Annotated in this window: 14 protein-coding genes; 7 read left to right on the top strand and 7 right to left on the bottom strand. The window is 57.8% G+C overall.

Features of this window, described 5'->3' with window-relative positions:
* Positions 1-459: 459 nt before the first annotated feature.
* The 3 genes from QOM10_RS01690 to QOM10_RS01680 all read right to left on the bottom strand — a co-directional run bounded on the left by QOM10_RS01690 (position 460) and on the right by QOM10_RS01680 (position 5,785).
* Positions 460-2,499: a leucine-rich repeat domain-containing protein gene (locus QOM10_RS01690; RefSeq protein ID WP_316917479.1), complete on the bottom strand. Its 2,040-nt coding sequence runs from the start codon at positions 2,497-2,499 to the stop codon at positions 460-462.
* Positions 2,500-2,691: 192 nt separating this feature from the next.
* Entirely contained in the window at positions 2,692-5,160 is a 2,469-nt protein-coding gene (locus tag QOM10_RS01685) for a hypothetical protein (RefSeq protein ID WP_316917478.1), read from the bottom strand.
* 184 nt (positions 5,161-5,344) lie between these two features.
* Positions 5,345-5,785, bottom strand: coding sequence for a hypothetical protein (locus tag QOM10_RS01680; protein WP_127925497.1), 441 nt, complete (start codon positions 5,783-5,785; stop codon positions 5,345-5,347).
* Between QOM10_RS01680 and QOM10_RS01675 the strand changes: the two genes are divergently transcribed.
* Positions 5,784-6,239, top strand: a complete 456-nt coding sequence (locus QOM10_RS01675; RefSeq protein WP_316917477.1) for a tRNA (cytidine(34)-2'-O)-methyltransferase — start codon at positions 5,784-5,786, stop codon at positions 6,237-6,239. The two genes, QOM10_RS01680 and QOM10_RS01675, sit on opposite strands and share 2 nt — an antisense overlap.
* 123 nt (positions 6,240-6,362) lie before the next feature.
* Here QOM10_RS01675 and secB read toward each other — a convergent pair whose 3' ends face one another.
* The 3 genes from secB to QOM10_RS01660 are packed head-to-tail and all read right to left on the bottom strand — an operon-like array spanning position 6,363 to position 7,575.
* Entirely contained in the window at positions 6,363-6,848 is a 486-nt protein-coding gene (secB, locus tag QOM10_RS01670; protein WP_007909233.1) for a protein-export chaperone SecB, read from the bottom strand.
* A 57-nt stretch (positions 6,849-6,905) separates the two neighbouring features.
* Positions 6,906-7,160, bottom strand: a complete 255-nt coding sequence (grxC, locus tag QOM10_RS01665) for a glutaredoxin 3 (protein ID WP_025110925.1) — start codon at positions 7,158-7,160, stop codon at positions 6,906-6,908.
* Between the two features lies 1 nt (position 7,161).
* On the bottom strand, positions 7,162-7,575 hold the full coding sequence (locus tag QOM10_RS01660; RefSeq protein ID WP_016986346.1) for a rhodanese-like domain-containing protein: 414 nt from the start codon (positions 7,573-7,575) through the stop codon (positions 7,162-7,164).
* A gap of 153 nt (positions 7,576-7,728) precedes the next feature.
* On the opposite strand from QOM10_RS01660, the gene gpmI reads away from it, so the two are divergent.
* The 5 genes from gpmI (at position 7,729) to QOM10_RS01635 (ending at position 14,396) form a co-directional block, all read left to right on the top strand.
* On the top strand, positions 7,729-9,258 hold the full coding sequence (gene gpmI, locus QOM10_RS01655) for a 2,3-bisphosphoglycerate-independent phosphoglycerate mutase (protein ID WP_127925495.1): 1,530 nt from the start codon (positions 7,729-7,731) through the stop codon (positions 9,256-9,258).
* A gap of 229 nt (positions 9,259-9,487) precedes the next feature.
* Complete coding sequence (locus tag QOM10_RS01650) at positions 9,488-10,774, top strand: murein hydrolase activator EnvC family protein (RefSeq protein WP_077570329.1); 1,287 nt, start codon at positions 9,488-9,490, stop codon at positions 10,772-10,774.
* 31 nt (positions 10,775-10,805) lie between these two features.
* Positions 10,806-12,125, top strand: coding sequence for a S41 family peptidase (locus QOM10_RS01645; RefSeq protein WP_127925494.1), 1,320 nt, complete (start codon positions 10,806-10,808; stop codon positions 12,123-12,125).
* Between the two features lie 2 nt (positions 12,126-12,127).
* On the top strand, positions 12,128-12,904 hold the full coding sequence (locus QOM10_RS01640; protein ID WP_150775461.1) for a divergent polysaccharide deacetylase family protein: 777 nt from the start codon (positions 12,128-12,130) through the stop codon (positions 12,902-12,904).
* A 118-nt stretch (positions 12,905-13,022) separates the two neighbouring features.
* Positions 13,023-14,396, top strand: a complete 1,374-nt coding sequence (locus QOM10_RS01635; RefSeq protein WP_316917476.1) for a Vps62-related protein — start codon at positions 13,023-13,025, stop codon at positions 14,394-14,396.
* Here the strand turns inward: QOM10_RS01635 and QOM10_RS01630 are convergent.
* Complete coding sequence (locus QOM10_RS01630; RefSeq protein WP_127925492.1) at positions 14,377-15,132, bottom strand: substrate-binding periplasmic protein; 756 nt, start codon at positions 15,130-15,132, stop codon at positions 14,377-14,379. The two genes, QOM10_RS01635 and QOM10_RS01630, sit on opposite strands and share 20 nt — an antisense overlap.
* Before the next feature lie 322 nt (positions 15,133-15,454).
* On the opposite strand from QOM10_RS01630, the gene QOM10_RS01625 reads away from it, so the two are divergent.
* Positions 15,455-16,972, top strand: coding sequence for a serine protease (locus tag QOM10_RS01625; RefSeq protein WP_316917475.1), 1,518 nt, complete (start codon positions 15,455-15,457; stop codon positions 16,970-16,972).
* The last annotated feature ends 17 nt before the right edge of the window (positions 16,973-16,989 follow it).

Raw genomic sequence — 16,989 nt, 5'->3', positions numbered from 1 at the left:
TCCCTCTGGAAGAGGGTCAGGGTGAGGGGCCACCGTGCACCGCATCAATGCACAATGACCCGTGATCGCGCACAGCCGTATCGCCACAACCACTCCTGAAAACACTGAAGAACCCTTTATTCAAAAACACGAAAGCCCCGAATTCCGGGGCTTTCGCGTTTCTGATCAGCTTTTTTGTTTCAACATTTTAAAACCTGGCACGCCCCCTGCAATACCTCTCACAGGTGATTCGATTCACCACCCGTTTCGGGGACCTTGGTACAGGCAGGCCGGGGATTCCCCTCTTTACACCGGGCACACACCGCAACGCGATGCGCCCACCCTTTTGGGATCCTTGGTACAGGCAGGCCGGGGGTTCCCTCTTTACACCGGACCGACGCGCATAGCGAAGTCCGCCCGTTTTGGGAACCCTGATACAGGCAGGTCAGGGATTCCCGCTTTTACACCGCAGTCCCGGGGTCAGTCGAGCCTCGGACGCTTGGGTAGATGATGCAAGGGCTGATTCTGTCGCCCGGGATCAAGTGCCTTTATTTCCTCCTCCAGCCTTTCCAGCATCTTTCCTGGACTCGTTTCCTTCCTGGCTACGTCCCTCAGGCGAGACCGTTCAACAGCGCCTGCCTTTTCGAAACTTTCGAGAAACGCCCAGACCCGGCGCTCTAATAGCTGACGTTCTACGAAGAATTCAGGCGTACGGCTCAGATTTCGAATCCGCGAGAACAAACTGCTTTCAGAAAAGCTGTTCAACCTGTCCCAAAGCGCCAGTTTCTCTGGAGCTTGCGCGTGTGGCACATGTCGTAGCCAGAGATCCGCCGACGTATCAACGCTCTCTACTCCCAACCAGATATCGGTGCCCGTTTGTCGACGCGCAAATATCAATCGCCGCAGGGACGCGGGGTCTGTAATAGGATTTCCGGTCAAGTTGAAGCCTGCTCTAAGCTCCACTGATTCGGGAATCGATCTGATTCGATTGTTCGCGAGATTCAATACTGTCACGGGAATTTCAGACGTGATGCCGTCGGGAAACTTGTCGATTTCCGTGCTGGAAAGATCAAGTTCCCGCAACTTGCTCATTCCTTCGAGCGAAGGCGCATCAAACAGCGAATTTTCGCCGAGTTTCAATATTTCCAAGCCTTTGGGGCCATTCCCGGTGCCCAGCCCGCCAGGAAGCTGGCTGATACCGGTCTGCGTCAGATTCAATACCCGCAGCTCGGACATCCCGGTAACGTCAGGCGCCCGCCCTAAAAAAGGATTTCGTTGAAGATCCAATACCTGTAACCGCGACCATCCGGCCAACTCGTTCAGTCCGGCAGGCAAGCCGACAAGACTGGTATTACCCAGTTTCAACACCCGCAACTCAGTCATATCGCGTATCGAAAAACCATGCCCGAGGGGATGGCCTTCCAGGTTCAGCTCGCGCAAACGTGACAGCTGTTTCAATTGTTCAATATCGGCTCGCGAAAGGTGGAGCAGAGGGTTACTCAAGTCCGCCACGCGCAACTCCGTGAGCCGTCCGACTCCGTCGGGCAGTCCATACATCATTTGGCCTGACGTCCTCAGTGTTTCAAGGCTGGGAAAACCGGCGAAGAAATCCTGCGGTGTTTGTGACGAAGAACCTCTCAGAGTAAGAGAAACAACGGAATTGATGGGTGTAGAAAAAAGTGGGGCCCTTTGCATCGGCCATTCGCTTAGATCGATATCCATCCTGAAACCCGCCATTCGCCCGCCGCGATAGATTCGCCCCCAAGGGTCGAGCTTGCTGCCTTGCCACTTGTACAGTTGAATCAGCTTGGCACTCAGTGACAGTCGACTCGCGTAATCGGCGCCGGGAGAGTCCTTGAGGGCATTCGTCCAGGTGCTGAGCTCACGCTCCAACTGCGGCAAACCCAGTTGAATGCGTTTGAGTTCAGTCTCTAACGTCTCCTTGTCACCAAACCGGGATACAACGTCATCCGCTTGTCGATCGGACAGTTCCGGAAGGTTTTTTTTCACCTGCGCTCGAAGGGTCAAGTCAACGCCCTCGCGTGGATGCCAGAAACCGCTGTCAATGTCGCGCACCAACTCGGGGCCGGAAGGATGCCGCTCATTGGGCAACCGTGCTCGATACGTTGCATCGACCGGATCCATTGCGACCAGAACAGTGCCGCCCTCTGACAGATCGACGTAATAACGCTTGTTAAACGCCCTGAGGCCACGGCTGTCGGCATCTGGAAGCGTTATCCCGGCGCCGATCAAGTAATTCTCCAGTAGCGGCGCGGCTACCGGATATGGGAGGTCAACGGCAGTCATTTGAACCAGCACGGCCGGCTCCGGGCGGACGACATCAGCGTGTGTATCGCGGGATGGCCCGGTTCGCAGCTGCAGGTCATCGAGCGCAAGACCTGAGTCGACGCTTCTGCGGATCGATGGATCGGGGAGCGAAGTATCCACATCACCGGGGCGGCTCGGGCTACCGGGAACATTCACGTGGGTACTGCCACTGCGAGGTGGTTTTACTGGCATGTTTTTCATCCTTGAAGAACTCGCCCTTGGCATTCACGCAAGGGACGATGGTTTCGGCATCCTGCCGGTTAGTGGTCCTGGCCAGCTTCTTTTCAAAACTGCTGACCGCTGATCCCGTTCAAGCGTTCTGTCGAGCTCCCGCATAAACGCAGTTCTCGGATTGCCGCTTTCATACAGGCCGTCACTTCAGCGTCATCCAAGTTTTGGGTGTTTTGGCAACTGATGGAGCGGCTGATGCTGCCACGTCGGGTCAAACTTCTTTATTTCCTCTTCCAGCCTGTCCAGCATCTTTCCTGGGCTGGGCTCGGTGACCGCCATGTCCCGCAAAACTTCCTGCTCGCCGAGACTGGTCTTTTTGAAATGCGCGAGAAACGACCAGACGCGACGCTGTAAAAGCGGACGTTCGACCACAAACTCCGGTGTGCGCACCAGCTCAGCGAAGCGTCTCATCATTGTCGAATTCTCTTGATCGGCAAGTGAGTTCCACAGGGCAATTTTTGTAAAGTGTTGCGCCGCAGGAACATTGTGCAACCAGTGATTGATCCCCACACCTGGATGTCCTCTATCAAGCCAAACATCGCGGTCTGTCTGTCGACGCGCAGCAATCAGTCGTCGCAGGGAGGTCGGGTCGGATATCCGCGCGCCATCCAGCTCAATCCCCGTCCTCAGTTCAACGGTCTCGGGGATCGACAGGATCGAGGTCAAGGAAAGATCCAGCCGTGTTTTCGGCACCTCGAAGGTGACGCCTTCCGGGAAATGCTGGATGAACGTCCGGCTGAGATCCACCTCCACCAATGCGGGCATTCCTCTGAGCGTCGGCGCCACGACAAGCGGGTTGTGCGACAGGTTCAGTACCTCAAGCCGCGTCGGACCGTTGGGAAGACCAAGCCCGACGGGCGGCTGACTTATACTGGTATGCGACAAATTCAATTCGTGCAATTCGGACATCAAGGTGACGTTGGGTGCATCCCGCAACTTCGGATTGTGATACAGATCCAGCACCCGTAAACGCGACGCGACGGGCAAGAAGGTCAGTCCGGAGGGAAAAAGTTCCAGATCACAGGAGCGCAGGCGCAGTACCCGCAACTCGTTCATCCCCATCACTGAGAGCCTGGGCCAGATACTGCAATTGGAAAGGCTCAATTCCTGCAAACGGCTCAAACCGGTGAAATGTTGCTGACTGATCGACGGCAGCCAGAGGGAGGTTTCGCGTATTTCCAGAACTCGCAATGCTGCGAGTACGTTGATCTCGGCAAGCAGCCCATTGTTCTTACCGCTGAGTCCGTGTACTTCGAGGGTTTCAATGTGCGAAAACCTCGAAAACAGATTTCCCAGGTTGTTCGATGTGGTCCCCTCTAGCCGAAGAGCAACCACAGAGCCGAGTCGCGTGACGAAAACGGGAAGCGTCAGGTTTCCGCGGTGCCCCAAGTGCAAATCCAGCCTGAAACCGACCAGCCGTCCGTCTCGGTAGACCTTTTCCGAAGCTTCCCCCTGCCATTTATACAGCCGACGCATGCGAGCACCGATATCCAGTCGTCGAGTGCGCTCGGCGCTGTCGTTACCCTTATAAGCACTCTCCCACGCAGTTATCTCACGGTCCAATAGCGGGAACTCGAGCTGCATTCGCTTGAGCTCCACCTCTGCCGCCGTCGATTCACCGAAACGCGCAATGAAGTCATCGGCATGTTGATCGGTTGCATCGGCAAAGTAGCGTTTGACCTGTGCCCGCGTGGTTGCAACCGCCGGTGGCAGGATTGCCGAGGGGCCGGGGCTGTCGAGCCAGGGTCGATGAAAGTTGAGCGGGTTGGCGGGGGCGGGGTCATTGCGTTGCATGCCTCCCCTCAATCCAGTGAGGATGGATACCCAAATACCCTGCTCGTTTCGAACGATGGCTCGGGTTTCACCGCTGCGACTGGCGCGGTAAATATTGGCGCTGTCCGTGGCAACAGGATCCTTGGGATTGACCAGACGCCACACCCTGTATTCGGGACGGGATGCATCAAGATCCTGCATCACCTGATACACCTGTTCGTCGATGGCTACGTAGAGTTTGCCATCGTGATGTATCAGGCCGTCGCTGCCGGGGGCTACGCCGTGCAGATCAAGCCCGGTACGAAAGACCTGCAAGCTTGCGTCGGCCAGAGGAGTGGTGTGTGCGTTAAAGTCGTTGTGCGGATGCCAGATGCCGCTCTCGATGTCACGCAACAGCAATGGCCCGGACGGCAGTAACTCGCTTGCCAGTCGAGCGCGATGAAATCCCGTGTCCGGGTCTACCCCGACCAACACGATGCCGCCGTCAGGCACATTCACATACTGGCGATTTTTGTACACCCTGAAGCCGTCGCTGTCGGCGTCCGGCAGCACGGCCACTGACTTTATCCCGTAATTCTCCAGCGACTTGTACATGACCGGAGGGGTTTCAGCAGGGAGCGGCGCCGGACGAATCTCGACCATCGGCACCGGCATGCTGGTATCGCGGCCGGCATCATCGCCAGGTGAGCTGTTCCGCAGCTTCGGATCATCGACGCGAGCCCAAGGGGTCGTGCCATCGCGGCCGAGCGTGTGAGCCTGTGAAAAATCCTTGTCCGCACTTCGATTCGGCTGCGTGTGAACATCCGTATCCACGCGAGTGCTGCCACCGCGAGGTGGTTTTAATGGCATATTTTCATCCTTGAAAAGACGTCCCTGGCATCCAGGCAAGAGACGAAGGGGGTCGGCATCCTGCCGTTTGAAAGTGCGAACGATAGCGTGCGCTGGTGTTGAATGGAGATCGGAAAAGTAGACAGTCTCAGTGGGAAACGACACCCAAGAGCGTCGGAGCGAACATCTGTAAAAAATGACGCTGCTAGCGTTCTTGCAAGCGGACTTCCAGGCGCCAGCGATCATCGACTTCGCTGCCGACCCACTCGCCCAGCAGCGGCCGCGCCGCCAGCACCGTCAACAGCAAGCCGCCGTCACTCTTGCGCGTGCGCCAGTTCACGTCCTTGCCACTGAGTTTGAACTGGCCGTTCTGCGCCGGGCCTTCGGCCTGAAACAGCAGCGCCACGGTGCCATCGATGATTTCGCCGTGCAGCTTCGGCTCGTTGTTGAACCACACCACCAGGCCGCCATCGCGCACTTCAACTTGCTGCAGCACGCTTGGGTCCGGCGTGGTCAGGCGACCGATCATCAAGCCGATCATCACGCCGACAATCGCCAGCGAACCGATCACCCGCGGGAATAGTTTCGAACGGTTGTCCACAGGCGGCGTAGAATGCCGCTCATCTTTACCTTCGGAGCCGTGCATGTTTCACGTCATCCTTTTTCAACCAGAAATTCCGCCGAATACCGGCAACGTTATCAGGCTGTGCGCCAACAGCGGCTGCCACCTGCATTTGATCGAACCGTTGGGCTTCGAGATGGACGACAAGCGCTTGCGCCGTGCCGGTCTCGACTACCACGAATATGCCACGCTGCAACGTCATGCGGATCTGGCCAGTTGCCTGGAGAGCCTGGGCAATCCACGGCTGTTCGCGTTCACCACCAAAGGCTCGCGGCCGTTTCATGATGCCGCGTTCGTCCCGGGTGATGCGTTTTTGTTTGGCCCGGAAAGCCGTGGCCTGCCGCCGGAAGTGCTCGACGCGCTGCCGCTGGAACAGCGCCTGCGCCTGCCGATGCGCGAAGGCTGCCGCAGCCTGAACCTGTCCAACACCGTGGCGGTCGCTGTGTACGAAGCCTGGCGCCAGAACGACTTCAAGTAACACCGCAAAACAAATGTGGGAGCGAGCCTGCTCGCGATTACGGAGTGTCAGTCAACTTTGATGTGTCTGACAGACCGCTATCGCGAGCAGGCTCGCTCCCACATGGGGTGTTGCTGAACCGTCTTATTGAACGGTTGGCGTCTCGCCGCTTTCCTGCATGCGCTGCAGCTCTTGCGCGTACAGGGCGTCGAAGTTCACCGGGGCCAGCATCAGGGCCGGGAACGAACCACGGGTCACCAGGCTGTCCAGGGTTTCGCGCGCGTACGGGAACAGAATGTTCGGGCAGAACGCACCCAGGGTGTGGCTCATCGAAGCCGCGTCCAGGTTCTTGATCAGGAAGATACCGGCCTGTTGCACTTCAGCAATGAAGGCCACTTCTTCACCGTTTTTCACGGTAACCGACAGGGTCAGCACAACTTCGTAGAAATCGCCTTCCAGCGCTTTCTGACGAGTGTTCAGATCCAGCGCGACAGCCGGATCCCACTGCTGGCGGAAGATCGCCGGGCTTTTCGGGGCTTCAAAGGACAGGTCGCGTACGTAGATGCGCTGCAAGGAGAATTGCGGTGCGGTTTCTTCTTCGCTGGCTGCAGTGTTCTGTTGGTCAGTCATCTCAGATCCTTATCGATCTTGGGTCTTTTAGGGAGTGCTGTACGTGGGTGCAGCCGTTCAGGCCTTGAGCAGCGCGTCGAGCTTGCCGGCGCGCTCCAGGGCATACAAATCATCACAACCGCCGATGTGCTGGCTGCCGATCCAGATCTGCGGCACGGACGTGCGTCCGGCTTTCTGGGTCATTTCGGCGCGCACCTGCGGCTTGCCATCGACCTTGATCTCTTTGAAGGCCACGCCTTTGTTCTCGAGCAGGTACTTGGCTCGCGAGCAATAAGGGCAGTAATCGCTGGAGTAGACGATGACTTCGCTCATATCACTTCACCAGCGGCAGGTTGTCGCCTTTCCAGCTGGAAATCCCGCCGGACAGCTTGGCGGCGGTGAAGCCGGATTTCATCAGTTCGCGGGCGTGGGTGCCGGCGGTCTGGCCCAGGGCGTCGACCAGAATGATGGTCTTGGCCTTGTGCTTTTCCAGCTCGGCAACGCGCGCAGCCAGTTTGTCCTGGGGAATGTTCACCGCGCCAACGATGTGGCCGGCAGCGAAATCCTTGGCCGGACGGATGTCCACCACCACGCCTGCATCTTTGTTGACCAGTGCTGTCAGCTCGCCGGTGCTCAGGCTTTTACCGCCGCCCTGCATCGTGTGCGCCAGCAGCAGAGCCAGCAGTACGACGAAGATACCGACAAGAATGTAGTGGTTAGTGGCAAATTCAATCAGGTGAGCAACCATCGAAGGAGGTTCCAGGGCGTTAAAATGTCGGCCAGTATACACAGCCACTATGGTCGGCCAAACCCCGTCCGGCGGTGACGCGGTCGGAACTTAGCTTTAAACTCCAACTCCCTTTTCCATCGCCCTCTTCTTTATTAGCCACGAGTGGATTCCATGACGACTACGCCTAAACCTTTGGTCCTGATGATTCTCGACGGCTTCGGTCACAGCGACAGCCCCGAATCCAACGCCGTTTTCGCGGCGAAGAAGCCTGTTCTCGATCGCCTCTGGGCCAGCGTGCCGAATGGCTTGATCTCGGGCAGCGGCATGGACGTCGGACTGCCGGACGGCCAGATGGGCAACTCTGAAGTCGGCCACATGAACCTCGGCGCCGGCCGCGTGGTGTATCAGGACTTCACGCGCGTGACCAAGTCGATCCGCGACGGCGAATTCTTCGAAAACCCGACCATCTGCGCCGCGGTGGATAAAGCCGTGGCCGCCGGCAAGGCCGTGCATTTCATGGGTCTGCTCTCCGATGGCGGCGTGCACAGCCACCAGGATCACCTGATCGCCATGGCCGAACTGGCCTTCAAGCGCGGCGCCGAAAAAATCTACCTGCACGCCTTCCTCGATGGCCGCGACACACCGCCGAAAAGCGCCGCCTCGTCGATCGAACTGCTCGATGCGACCTTCCAGGCACTCGGCAAGGGCCGCATCGCCAGCATTATTGGTCGCTACTTCGCCATGGACCGTGATAACCGTTGGGATCGTGTCGCTCAGGCGTACAACCTGATCGTCGACGGCAACAGCGAGTTCAACGCGGCCACTGCGCAGGAAGGTCTCGAGGCCGCTTATGCGCGCGGCGAGAGCGACGAATTCGTCAAAGCCACGTCCATCGGCGAACCGGTGAAGGTTGAAGACGGCGACGCCGTGGTGTTCATGAACTTCCGCGCCGACCGTGCCCGCGAGCTGACTCGCGTGTTCGTCGAAGACGACTTCAAGGATTTCGAACGCGCACGCCAGCCGAAACTGGCCGGTTTTGTCATGCTGACCCAATACGCGGCAAGCATTCCGGCACCGTCGGCATTCGCCCCGGGCAGCCTGGAAAACGTGCTGGGCGACTATCTGGCGAAAAACGGCAAAACCCAGCTGCGCATCGCAGAAACCGAGAAATACGCGCACGTGACCTTCTTCTTCTCCGGCGGTCGTGAAGAACCGTTCCCGGGTGAAGAGCGCATCCTGATCCCGTCGCCGAAAGTCGCTACTTACGACTTGCAGCCGGAAATGAGCGCACCTGAGGTGACCGACCGCATCGTCGACGCCATCGAAAACCAGCGTTACGACGTGATCGTGGTCAACTACGCCAACGGCGACATGGTTGGCCACAGCGGCGTGTTCGACGCGGCAGTGAAGGCTGTTGAATGCCTCGACACCTGCGTCGGTCGCATTGTCGACGCCCTGGAAAAAGTCGGTGGCGAAGCGCTGATCACCGCAGACCACGGCAACGTCGAGCAGATGGCCGATGAATCTACCGGCCAGGCGCACACCGCGCACACCACCGAGCCGGTGCCGTTCATTTATGTCGGCAAGCGTGACCTGAAAGTCCGTGAAGGCGGCGTGCTGGCGGACGTGGCGCCGACCATGCTGAAACTGCTGGGTCTGGAAAAACCGGCGGAAATGACCGGCACCTCGATTCTGGTCTGACCCGGTCCAGAAAACACCGCAAAACCCTGTAGGAGTGAGCCTGCTCGCGATAGCCATCTGACAGTCGACTACTCTGTTGAATGTAAGTACGCCATCGCGAGCAGGCTCACTCCTACATTGGTTTGTGGTGTTTTTCAGGCCAGTTATCACACAGCCCCAATTGGGCGTTTTTTTTGCAGCCTCGGGCGGGCATACTAGGCCGTCCATTACCCTGGTGCCGCCCGCCTCTATGCTCCGCGTCCTGATCGCCCTCGCTCTGACCTGCCTGCTCCAACCGGCCTTCGCTGACGAGCGCGCGCAAACCCAACAGCAGTTGGACGCCACGCGTCAGGACATTGCCGAGCTGAAAAAGCTGCTGAGCAAAGTCCAGGAAGAAAAATCCGGCGTACAGAAAGAACTCAAGGGCACTGAAACCGAGCTGGGCAAGCTGCAGAAGCAGGTCGACGCGCTGCAGAAAGAACTGCAGAAAAGCGAATCCGAGCTACAGCGACTCGATGCAGAGAAAAAAAAACTCCAGAGCGCGCGCACTGAACAGCAGCGACTGATCGCCATTCAAGCCCGTGCGGCCTATCAGAACGGCCGGCAGGAATACCTCAAGCTGCTGCTCAACCAGCAGAATCCCGAGAAATTCGCCCGCACCCTCACCTATTACGATTACCTGAGCCAGGCCCGCCTGGAGCAGTTGAAGAACTTCAACGAAACCCTGCGCCAGCTGGCCAATGTCGAAAAAGACATTGCCGCCCAGCAAGCACAATTGCTGGTGCAGAAAAGCAGCCTCGACACCCAGCGCGACGAACTGGAAAATGTTCGCAAGGAACGCCAGCAAGTCCTCGCCAAGCTCAACGATGACGTGAAAGCCCGCGATCAGAAACTCGCCGCCCGCGAGCAGGATCAGGCAGACCTGTCTAAAGTCCTTAAAACCATTGAAGAAACCCTGGCCCGCCAGGCCCGTGAGGCAGAAGAAGCGCGGCAGAAAGCGCTGATCGCCCAGCAGGAAGCGGAAAAAAAGCGCTTGCGTGAGGCGCAGGCTGAAAACAGCGACGCCCCACGGAAACCAGTCAAATCTACTCCCGGCGCGCTGGTGTCCAGCAGCGGCGAGACCTTCGGTGGCCCTTTTGCTGCAACCCGGGGAAAACTTCCGTGGCCGGTTGATGGTCGACTATTGGCACGCTTCGGCGAAAGCCGTGGCGACGACGCCCGCACCAAGTGGGACGGCGTGATGATCAGCGCCTCTGCCGGCAGCCAGGTGCATGCCGTACACGGGGGGCGCGTAGTGTTCGCCGATTGGCTTCGCGGCGCCGGGCTGCTGGTGATCCTCGACCACGGCAACGGTTTTCTGAGTCTTTACGGTCACAACCAGACGCTGCTCAAGTCGGCCGGTGATGTGGTTAAAGCCGGTGAGTCCATCTCCACTGTCGGAAACAGTGGCGGCCAGGACACATCAGCGCTGTATTTCGCAATTCGTCAGCAGGGTCACCCGAGTGATCCGGCGCAATGGTGTCGTGCGCAAGGATAAGCGCACCGCCTAATTAAGGAGTTCGTTCGACATGCTGCATTTGTCCCGCCTTACCTCGCTGGCCCTGACGATCGCTCTGGTGATCGGCGCGCCTCTGGCGTTCGCCGCGCAACCGGCCCCGGCCGTCGCTCCGGCAGGCACAGCCGCAACCTCCAAGGCACCGCTGCCGCTGGAAGAGTTGCGCACCTTTGCCGAGGTCATGGACCGGATCAAAGCCGCTTACGTCGAGCCGGTGGACGACAAGACCCTGCTGGAAAACGCGATCAAAGGCATGCTCAGCAACCTTGACCCGCACTCGGCCTACCTGGGCCCTGAAGATTTCACCGAGCTGCAGGAAAGCACCAGCGGTGAGTTCGGCGGCCTGGGCATCGAAGTCGGCGCCGAAGACGGTTTCATCAAAGTCGTTTCACCAATCGACGACACCCCGGCGTCGAAGGCCGGTATCCAGGCCGGCGACTTCATCGTCAAGATCAACGGCCAGCCGACGCGCGGCCAGACCATGACCGAAGCTGTCGACAAGATGCGCGGCAAGATCGGTCAGAAAATCACCCTGACGCTGGTACGCGATGGCGGCACGCCGTTCGACGTGACGCTGGCACGCGCGGTGATTCAGGTGAAGAGCGTCAAGGCACAGCTGCTTGAATCGGGCTACGGCTACATCCGCATCACCCAGTTCCAGGTCAAGACCGGCGATGAGGTCTCCAAGGCCCTGGCGAAGATGCGCAAGGACAACGGCAAGAAACTCAACGGCATCATCCTCGACCTGCGCAACAACCCGGGCGGCGTGTTGCAGGCAGCGGTGGAGGTGGTCGACCACTTCATCACCAAAGGCCTGATCGTCTACACCAAAGGCCGGATCGCCAACTCCGAACTGCGCTTCTCGGCCACCGGCAAAGACGAAAGCGAAGCGGTGCCGATGGTGGTGCTGATCAACGGTGGCAGCGCCTCGGCCTCGGAAATCGTCGCCGGTGCCCTGCAGGATCAGAAACGTGCGGTAGTCATGGGCACTACCAGTTTCGGCAAAGGCTCGGTGCAAACCGTGCTGCCGCTGAACAACGACCGCGCACTGAAGATCACCACCGCGTTGTACTTCACGCCGAATGGCCGCTCGATCCAGGCTCAGGGCATTGTCCCGGACATCGAAGTACGCAAGGCCAAGATCACCAGCGAGGCCGATGGCGAATACTTCAAGGAAGCCGACCTGCAAGGTCACTTGGGCAACGGCAACGGCGGCGCGGACAAACCGACCGGGTCTGGCAGCAAGGCCAAGGCCATGCCGCAGGATGACGATTACCAATTGGCCCAGGCCTTGAGCCTGCTCAAAGGGCTGAGCATCACGTCCGGCCGTTGAGGATGTCTTTGCGTTTCGTCTTCGTTCTGTTGTGCTGTCTGGCGGGTGCTGTTCATGCAGAGCCCGCCAGCACCAAACCACACAAAGCCTACCTGACACTGATCATCGACGACCTGGGGCAGAACCTGCCCCGGGATCGCCGCGTGCTGGCCCTGCCCGGCCCGGTGACCACGGCGATCATGCCTGATACCCCGCACGCCACTGAATTTGCCCGCGAAGCCCATCGCGCCGGCAAGATCGTCATCCTGCACATGCCGATGGACCCCGCCACCGGGCCTTATGCCTGGCATCCGGAACTGCCGATCGAAGAGCTGGAAAAACGCCTTAACGCGGCGTTCAAAATGGTCCCCTACACCGCTGGCATCAATAACCACATGGGCAGCCGCATGACCGCGCAACCCGTGGCGATGGCGTGGTTGATGGGCGAATTGCAGCGCCGGCACAAGTTCTTCGTCGACAGCCGCACCAGCGCACAGACTGTCGCCGCGCAGCAGGCGCAGAAGATCGATCTGGCGAGTGTGTCGCGGGATGTGTTTCTGGATGACGAACGCACTGAAGCAGCGATCTCCGCACAGTTGCAGACGGCGATCAACCTGGCGCACAAACAGGGTTCGGCGGTGATGATCGGGCACCCGTATCCACAGACATTGGCAGTGCTGGAGCGCGAACTGCCGAAGCTGAAAGCTCAGGGAATCGAGTGGATCGATATCAGACAGATGATCAGCCTGCGCAGCAATCGCGCCATGCTCGGGCATGGTAAAGACGGCATCTATCGGTAATACCCGGTCACATTGACTCATACATAGTTACCGCAAGAAACCCTCGCCCTTTCCGGATAGTAAGACCTGCAACAGGTCGCGACTCACCCCGAGTCGTTTTTTACTATCAGGAATGACTATGACCACAACTGACACTACTCCATTGCCTGCCAGGCAAATGGAACCGATCAGGCTCGACAACCTGCTGATCAATTTCACGAGCGAATTTCTGCGCATGTGGGATACCGATGGTTCGCGAGCCAAGCCTGCTGCGTTCTGGCGCCCCACTCCCGCCCCCGATTTGCTTCCCGGTTACTTCCCGCTGGGCGACGTGGTTGCGCCAGGTCTGGGCAACATCAATGGCAACAAAGTGGTGGCCGTGGTGTGCGAATCGCCGACGCCCAGTGTCGACGCTGGCAAAGGTAAAGCCTTGCGCAGCCCCGATGATTTTGAGTTGATCTGGCGGGATTCCGGTTCGGGATCGAAAAAGGACGGCGCTGTCTGGCGCCCGATTCCGCCCGCAGGGTACGTGGCACTGGGATCGGTATGCTCCAACGGTCACGAAAAACCCTCGCTCAATTCGATTCGCTGTGTTCGCGCCGATCTGGTGATTGCCTCGAGCACCAGCGACCCACTGTGGAACGACAAGGGCAGCGGCGCACGACAAAGCATCAGCGCCTGGGGCGCGCTGCCACCAGCAGCAGCATCCGGTGAGATCTACCTGGCTCCCGGCACTTTCGTGGGATTCAATGGTTATTCGAAACCGGCGGATCTTCGGGTCCACTCGCTGCGTCTGCAGATTCCGCTCATCATCAATCCACGGCCTGTGGCACCTTTGCTTTGCGGGATAACACCGACTGCACTGGACCTGCCGCAACAACCTACCTTCATGGCCAGCCTACCGTGGTTCACGGTGAAGGACCCGCTGCTGGCCCCCCTTGAGCAACTGCACACGTCGCCGTTCTATACACTGCAGCGCACCGATAAATACGTGCTTGTCGGTCATGCTCACAACAGCGAAAGCACCAGCCAGACATTTCGCTGGACGGCGTACCGCGAGCAGCGGACCGACGGCCTGCGCGCATTTACCAACAGCACTTCAGTCGAGTTTGGAGCCCAATGGCAAACCAATGTGCGCACTCCTTTCCTGTTTTCGGCAAGGCTGGGGCATGAGTTCACACAATGCGAAATGCACTCGAACGAATGGCTCAACACGGCGGCCATTGAAGTCGTCGCGGTGGTCGACGGCGGAAAGTCAGTGGCGGCCTATCTGATTCAAAGCGACTACGGACTGCTGCGTGCCGACGGCACAGCCGTGGCAAACCTTTTCAGCTATACCGCCGGCAGCAGCCTGCACATCAGCCAATACACATCCGAGGTACCCGAAAACATTGTCCCTGCCACGCAGCCGGTCGCAACAGAAACGCCCGTAGATATTGCCGAAATGGAGCAAACACCCACCCCTGCATCGACTGAGCAGGACGTCGTGAGCGCTACAGATAGCGCCCCATGATCTCGTCCACCACGCCTTCTTTGCGTAGCTGATCCAGCGCGGCCTGAAGCCTCGCAACGACGTCGTCGGAGACGTCCTTGTTCAGCGCCAGATACAGTTCCGCGCTGTTGAAGCGCAACACCGTTTTGAGGCCGGTGACACCGTCCTGCCGTGCCAGATAGCGTCCGGCAGGATCACCGGTGGCCCACAGGTCGATCTGGCCATTGACCAGTTTCTTCGCGTTGTCCTGATCACGCAGCACCACGATCGGCTTCAGGCCTTGTTTGGCCAATGTCTCGGCAATTGCATCGCCCTTGTAGGCGCCAACTTTGTACTTGCGCGCGTCATTGAGGGTTTCGAGGGTGATCTTGCTGTCAGCCTTGGCCAGCATGATCCAGTCGTCCGGACCGATCGGGCCGACCCATTTGAAGAGTTTTTCGCGATCCGGCAGGCGCGCCATCACGAAGGCGCCGTACCCAGGATTTTCCAGAGCGAGTTTGTAGACGCGCTCCCATGGGAAACGCAACGTCAGGCTGTAGGTGATACCAGCACGCTTGAACATCTCGCGGACGATGTCGGCGGCGATGCCGTTGATGTTTTCGCCTTTGGCGAAGTTCTTGCCATCTTTCGCCATGTTGTAGGGCGGGAAGTTTTCGGTGAGGAGCACCAGATCGGTGTCGGGACTGTTTTCGGCGCGGACAGTGTTGATGAGCAACATTGATGTGCTGGCGAGAACAAGAAGCAGGCGTTTGATCATGTCGGGCTACCGAAATCCATGGCGTGCCCAAGAGTGCCTTGGGTGCGCCATGCTGTCCACTGGCCTGTATGGTTTTCCATCCTGACCCGATTAAAAAGCACCAGCACGTGCTGAAGAATCAAAAAAAGAGCATGCGAAAGAACAGTTTTCAGCCGTATCAGAGATGCCTGCGGCATTCACCGACCTCACACTTTTAACTTGCAGATAACAGCACTCACAACAAGTCACATTAGCCAGCACATACCGAACAGCACAACGAATTAAACTCACCTGCGAAACACAGCTGCTCCATTAATTCCTGAAATACGGTCAAGGATTGATCATGACTAATAAAGTCCGAATATTTTTTGCGTGCTCAACAATAGCACTGGCACTTCCCTTAATCTCCTGCGCAGGCACTACAGCCGAAGCGCCGGAAGCAATTCTGCTAAGTAACGCGGGTGGCGACTTCAATCACTGGAACGGTGTTGGCAAGATTTTCAAAGACGATAGGCCTTATTGCAGCGCATTCCTGCTCGATACTCGCGGAACAGGTAAAGAAGCAAACGGGCCTGCTTACGTAATGACCAATGCGCACTGCACTTCCATCAGAGTCGGCACAATTGCTGACATTGCTTATCAAGGTCAGATGCAGTTCAATTTTTTCCATGACACGCTCGCAGGCGCCAAGCGTTATGACATCGACAAGGTCAACTGGGCCAGTTTCGCCAGTACGGATATCGCAATATTGCAGTTAGGCACCTCACTGGACAGCCTGCTGAAAGACGGAATAACCCCACTCAAGCTCGCGGCGGCAGCGCCCCGCAACGTCAGTCAGGTGAACCTGGTAAGCGCGCCCGCCAATGCAGCCGGCCTAAGGCTTTCGACCTGCACACAAGAGCCGACCCACACCACCCTGATCAAGTATTTGAACATTCACACCGACTACCAAAAGCAGAACTGCAAAGGAATTGAGCCTGGCTCATCGGGCGCCCCGGTGATCGATGCTGAAACGGGACAAGTGACCGGCATATTATCCGGCACTACTTACGGTATTCCTTCGGATGACTTGTGTTTCTGGCATGGTCTGTGTGGCGATAAAAAGACACCATCTCTATTGCCGCATCAGGCGAGCCAAAGTTTTCCTGTCGACTATCTGACTGGTTGTTTCGCCAATGGAACATTCCGTCTCGACACAGAAAACTGCGCACTCACTCCAAACTCAAACTTTCAGCTCAGATCAAACTCAAGAGCAATTACAGATATCGGACTGCACAAAGCGCCCACCAGCACCAGCCAACCAACACCCAAGTGGGATATCAATTTTTCCATGAGTACCGAGTTCTATCGCTTCAAGACTGTTCGTGATGCACAGGCTTGTTATTCACCTGACAACTACAGCGACCGAATCAGTACAACCAGCGCAAAAGTGCAATCAGAGATTGGCCGAGAAGCCGGACTGCATTATTTATGCTTGATTGGCGTGAACTCAATCGATCAACAAGCCGATAGCCGACTGCTTGGAAACGCCCAAATCCTCGCAGCAAGAGTCGTAACGCCCGTTCCGATGCAACTACCCGCGCCGACGCTCACCATTGAGCCAGACGGAAATTATCTTTTTATAAAGTACCGTGAAGAGGCAGATCGCAATCTCTGGACCCAGATCTACACGGGCCCGGCAGAAGAAACCAATTGCTCCGAGATCAATCCTGAGCACTACAGCAAAGTCGACGACGGGTTTTACACCCCCGTTCAGGCGCTGCCATTGACGCTATGCAGTTACACGATGGATCGAAACCTGAGTGTTTCAGAGGTTCGGACTGATCACCTGCACCCTACGCAATCCCGGATAGCAGAATGAATCATGTGGCGGGTCTC

Origin of the sequence: Pseudomonas sp. P108 (assembly GCF_032613195.1) — a bacterium.
Taxonomy (GTDB): Bacteria; Pseudomonadota; Gammaproteobacteria; order Pseudomonadales; family Pseudomonadaceae; genus Aquipseudomonas.
This window is presented reverse-complemented; position numbering and strand designations above follow the sequence as displayed.

Excerpts from the sequence above, each read along its gene's own strand:
- QOM10_RS01690 (WP_316917479.1), bottom strand. The coding sequence starts at position 2,499 with ATGCCAGTAAAACCACCTCGCAGTGGCAGTACCCACGTGAATGTTCCC.
- QOM10_RS01685 (WP_316917478.1), bottom strand. The coding sequence starts at position 5,160 with ATGCCATTAAAACCACCTCGCGGTGGCAGCACTCGCGTGGATACGGAT.
- QOM10_RS01675 (WP_316917477.1), top strand. The coding sequence starts at position 5,784 with ATGTTTCACGTCATCCTTTTTCAACCAGAAATTCCGCCGAATACCGGC.
- QOM10_RS01680 (WP_127925497.1), bottom strand. The coding sequence starts at position 5,785 with ATGCACGGCTCCGAAGGTAAAGATGAGCGGCATTCTACGCCGCCTGTG.
- secB (WP_007909233.1), bottom strand. The coding sequence starts at position 6,848 with ATGACTGACCAACAGAACACTGCAGCCAGCGAAGAAGAAACCGCACCG.
- grxC (WP_025110925.1), bottom strand. The coding sequence starts at position 7,160 with ATGAGCGAAGTCATCGTCTACTCCAGCGATTACTGCCCTTATTGCTCG.
- QOM10_RS01660 (WP_016986346.1), bottom strand. The coding sequence starts at position 7,575 with ATGGTTGCTCACCTGATTGAATTTGCCACTAACCACTACATTCTTGTC.
- gpmI (WP_127925495.1), top strand. The coding sequence starts at position 7,729 with ATGACGACTACGCCTAAACCTTTGGTCCTGATGATTCTCGACGGCTTC.
- QOM10_RS01650 (WP_077570329.1), top strand. The coding sequence starts at position 9,488 with ATGCTCCGCGTCCTGATCGCCCTCGCTCTGACCTGCCTGCTCCAACCG.
- QOM10_RS01645 (WP_127925494.1), top strand. The coding sequence starts at position 10,806 with ATGCTGCATTTGTCCCGCCTTACCTCGCTGGCCCTGACGATCGCTCTG.
- QOM10_RS01640 (WP_150775461.1), top strand. The coding sequence starts at position 12,128 with ATGTCTTTGCGTTTCGTCTTCGTTCTGTTGTGCTGTCTGGCGGGTGCT.
- QOM10_RS01635 (WP_316917476.1), top strand. The coding sequence starts at position 13,023 with ATGACCACAACTGACACTACTCCATTGCCTGCCAGGCAAATGGAACCG.
- QOM10_RS01630 (WP_127925492.1), bottom strand. The coding sequence starts at position 15,132 with ATGATCAAACGCCTGCTTCTTGTTCTCGCCAGCACATCAATGTTGCTC.
- QOM10_RS01625 (WP_316917475.1), top strand. The coding sequence starts at position 15,455 with ATGACTAATAAAGTCCGAATATTTTTTGCGTGCTCAACAATAGCACTG.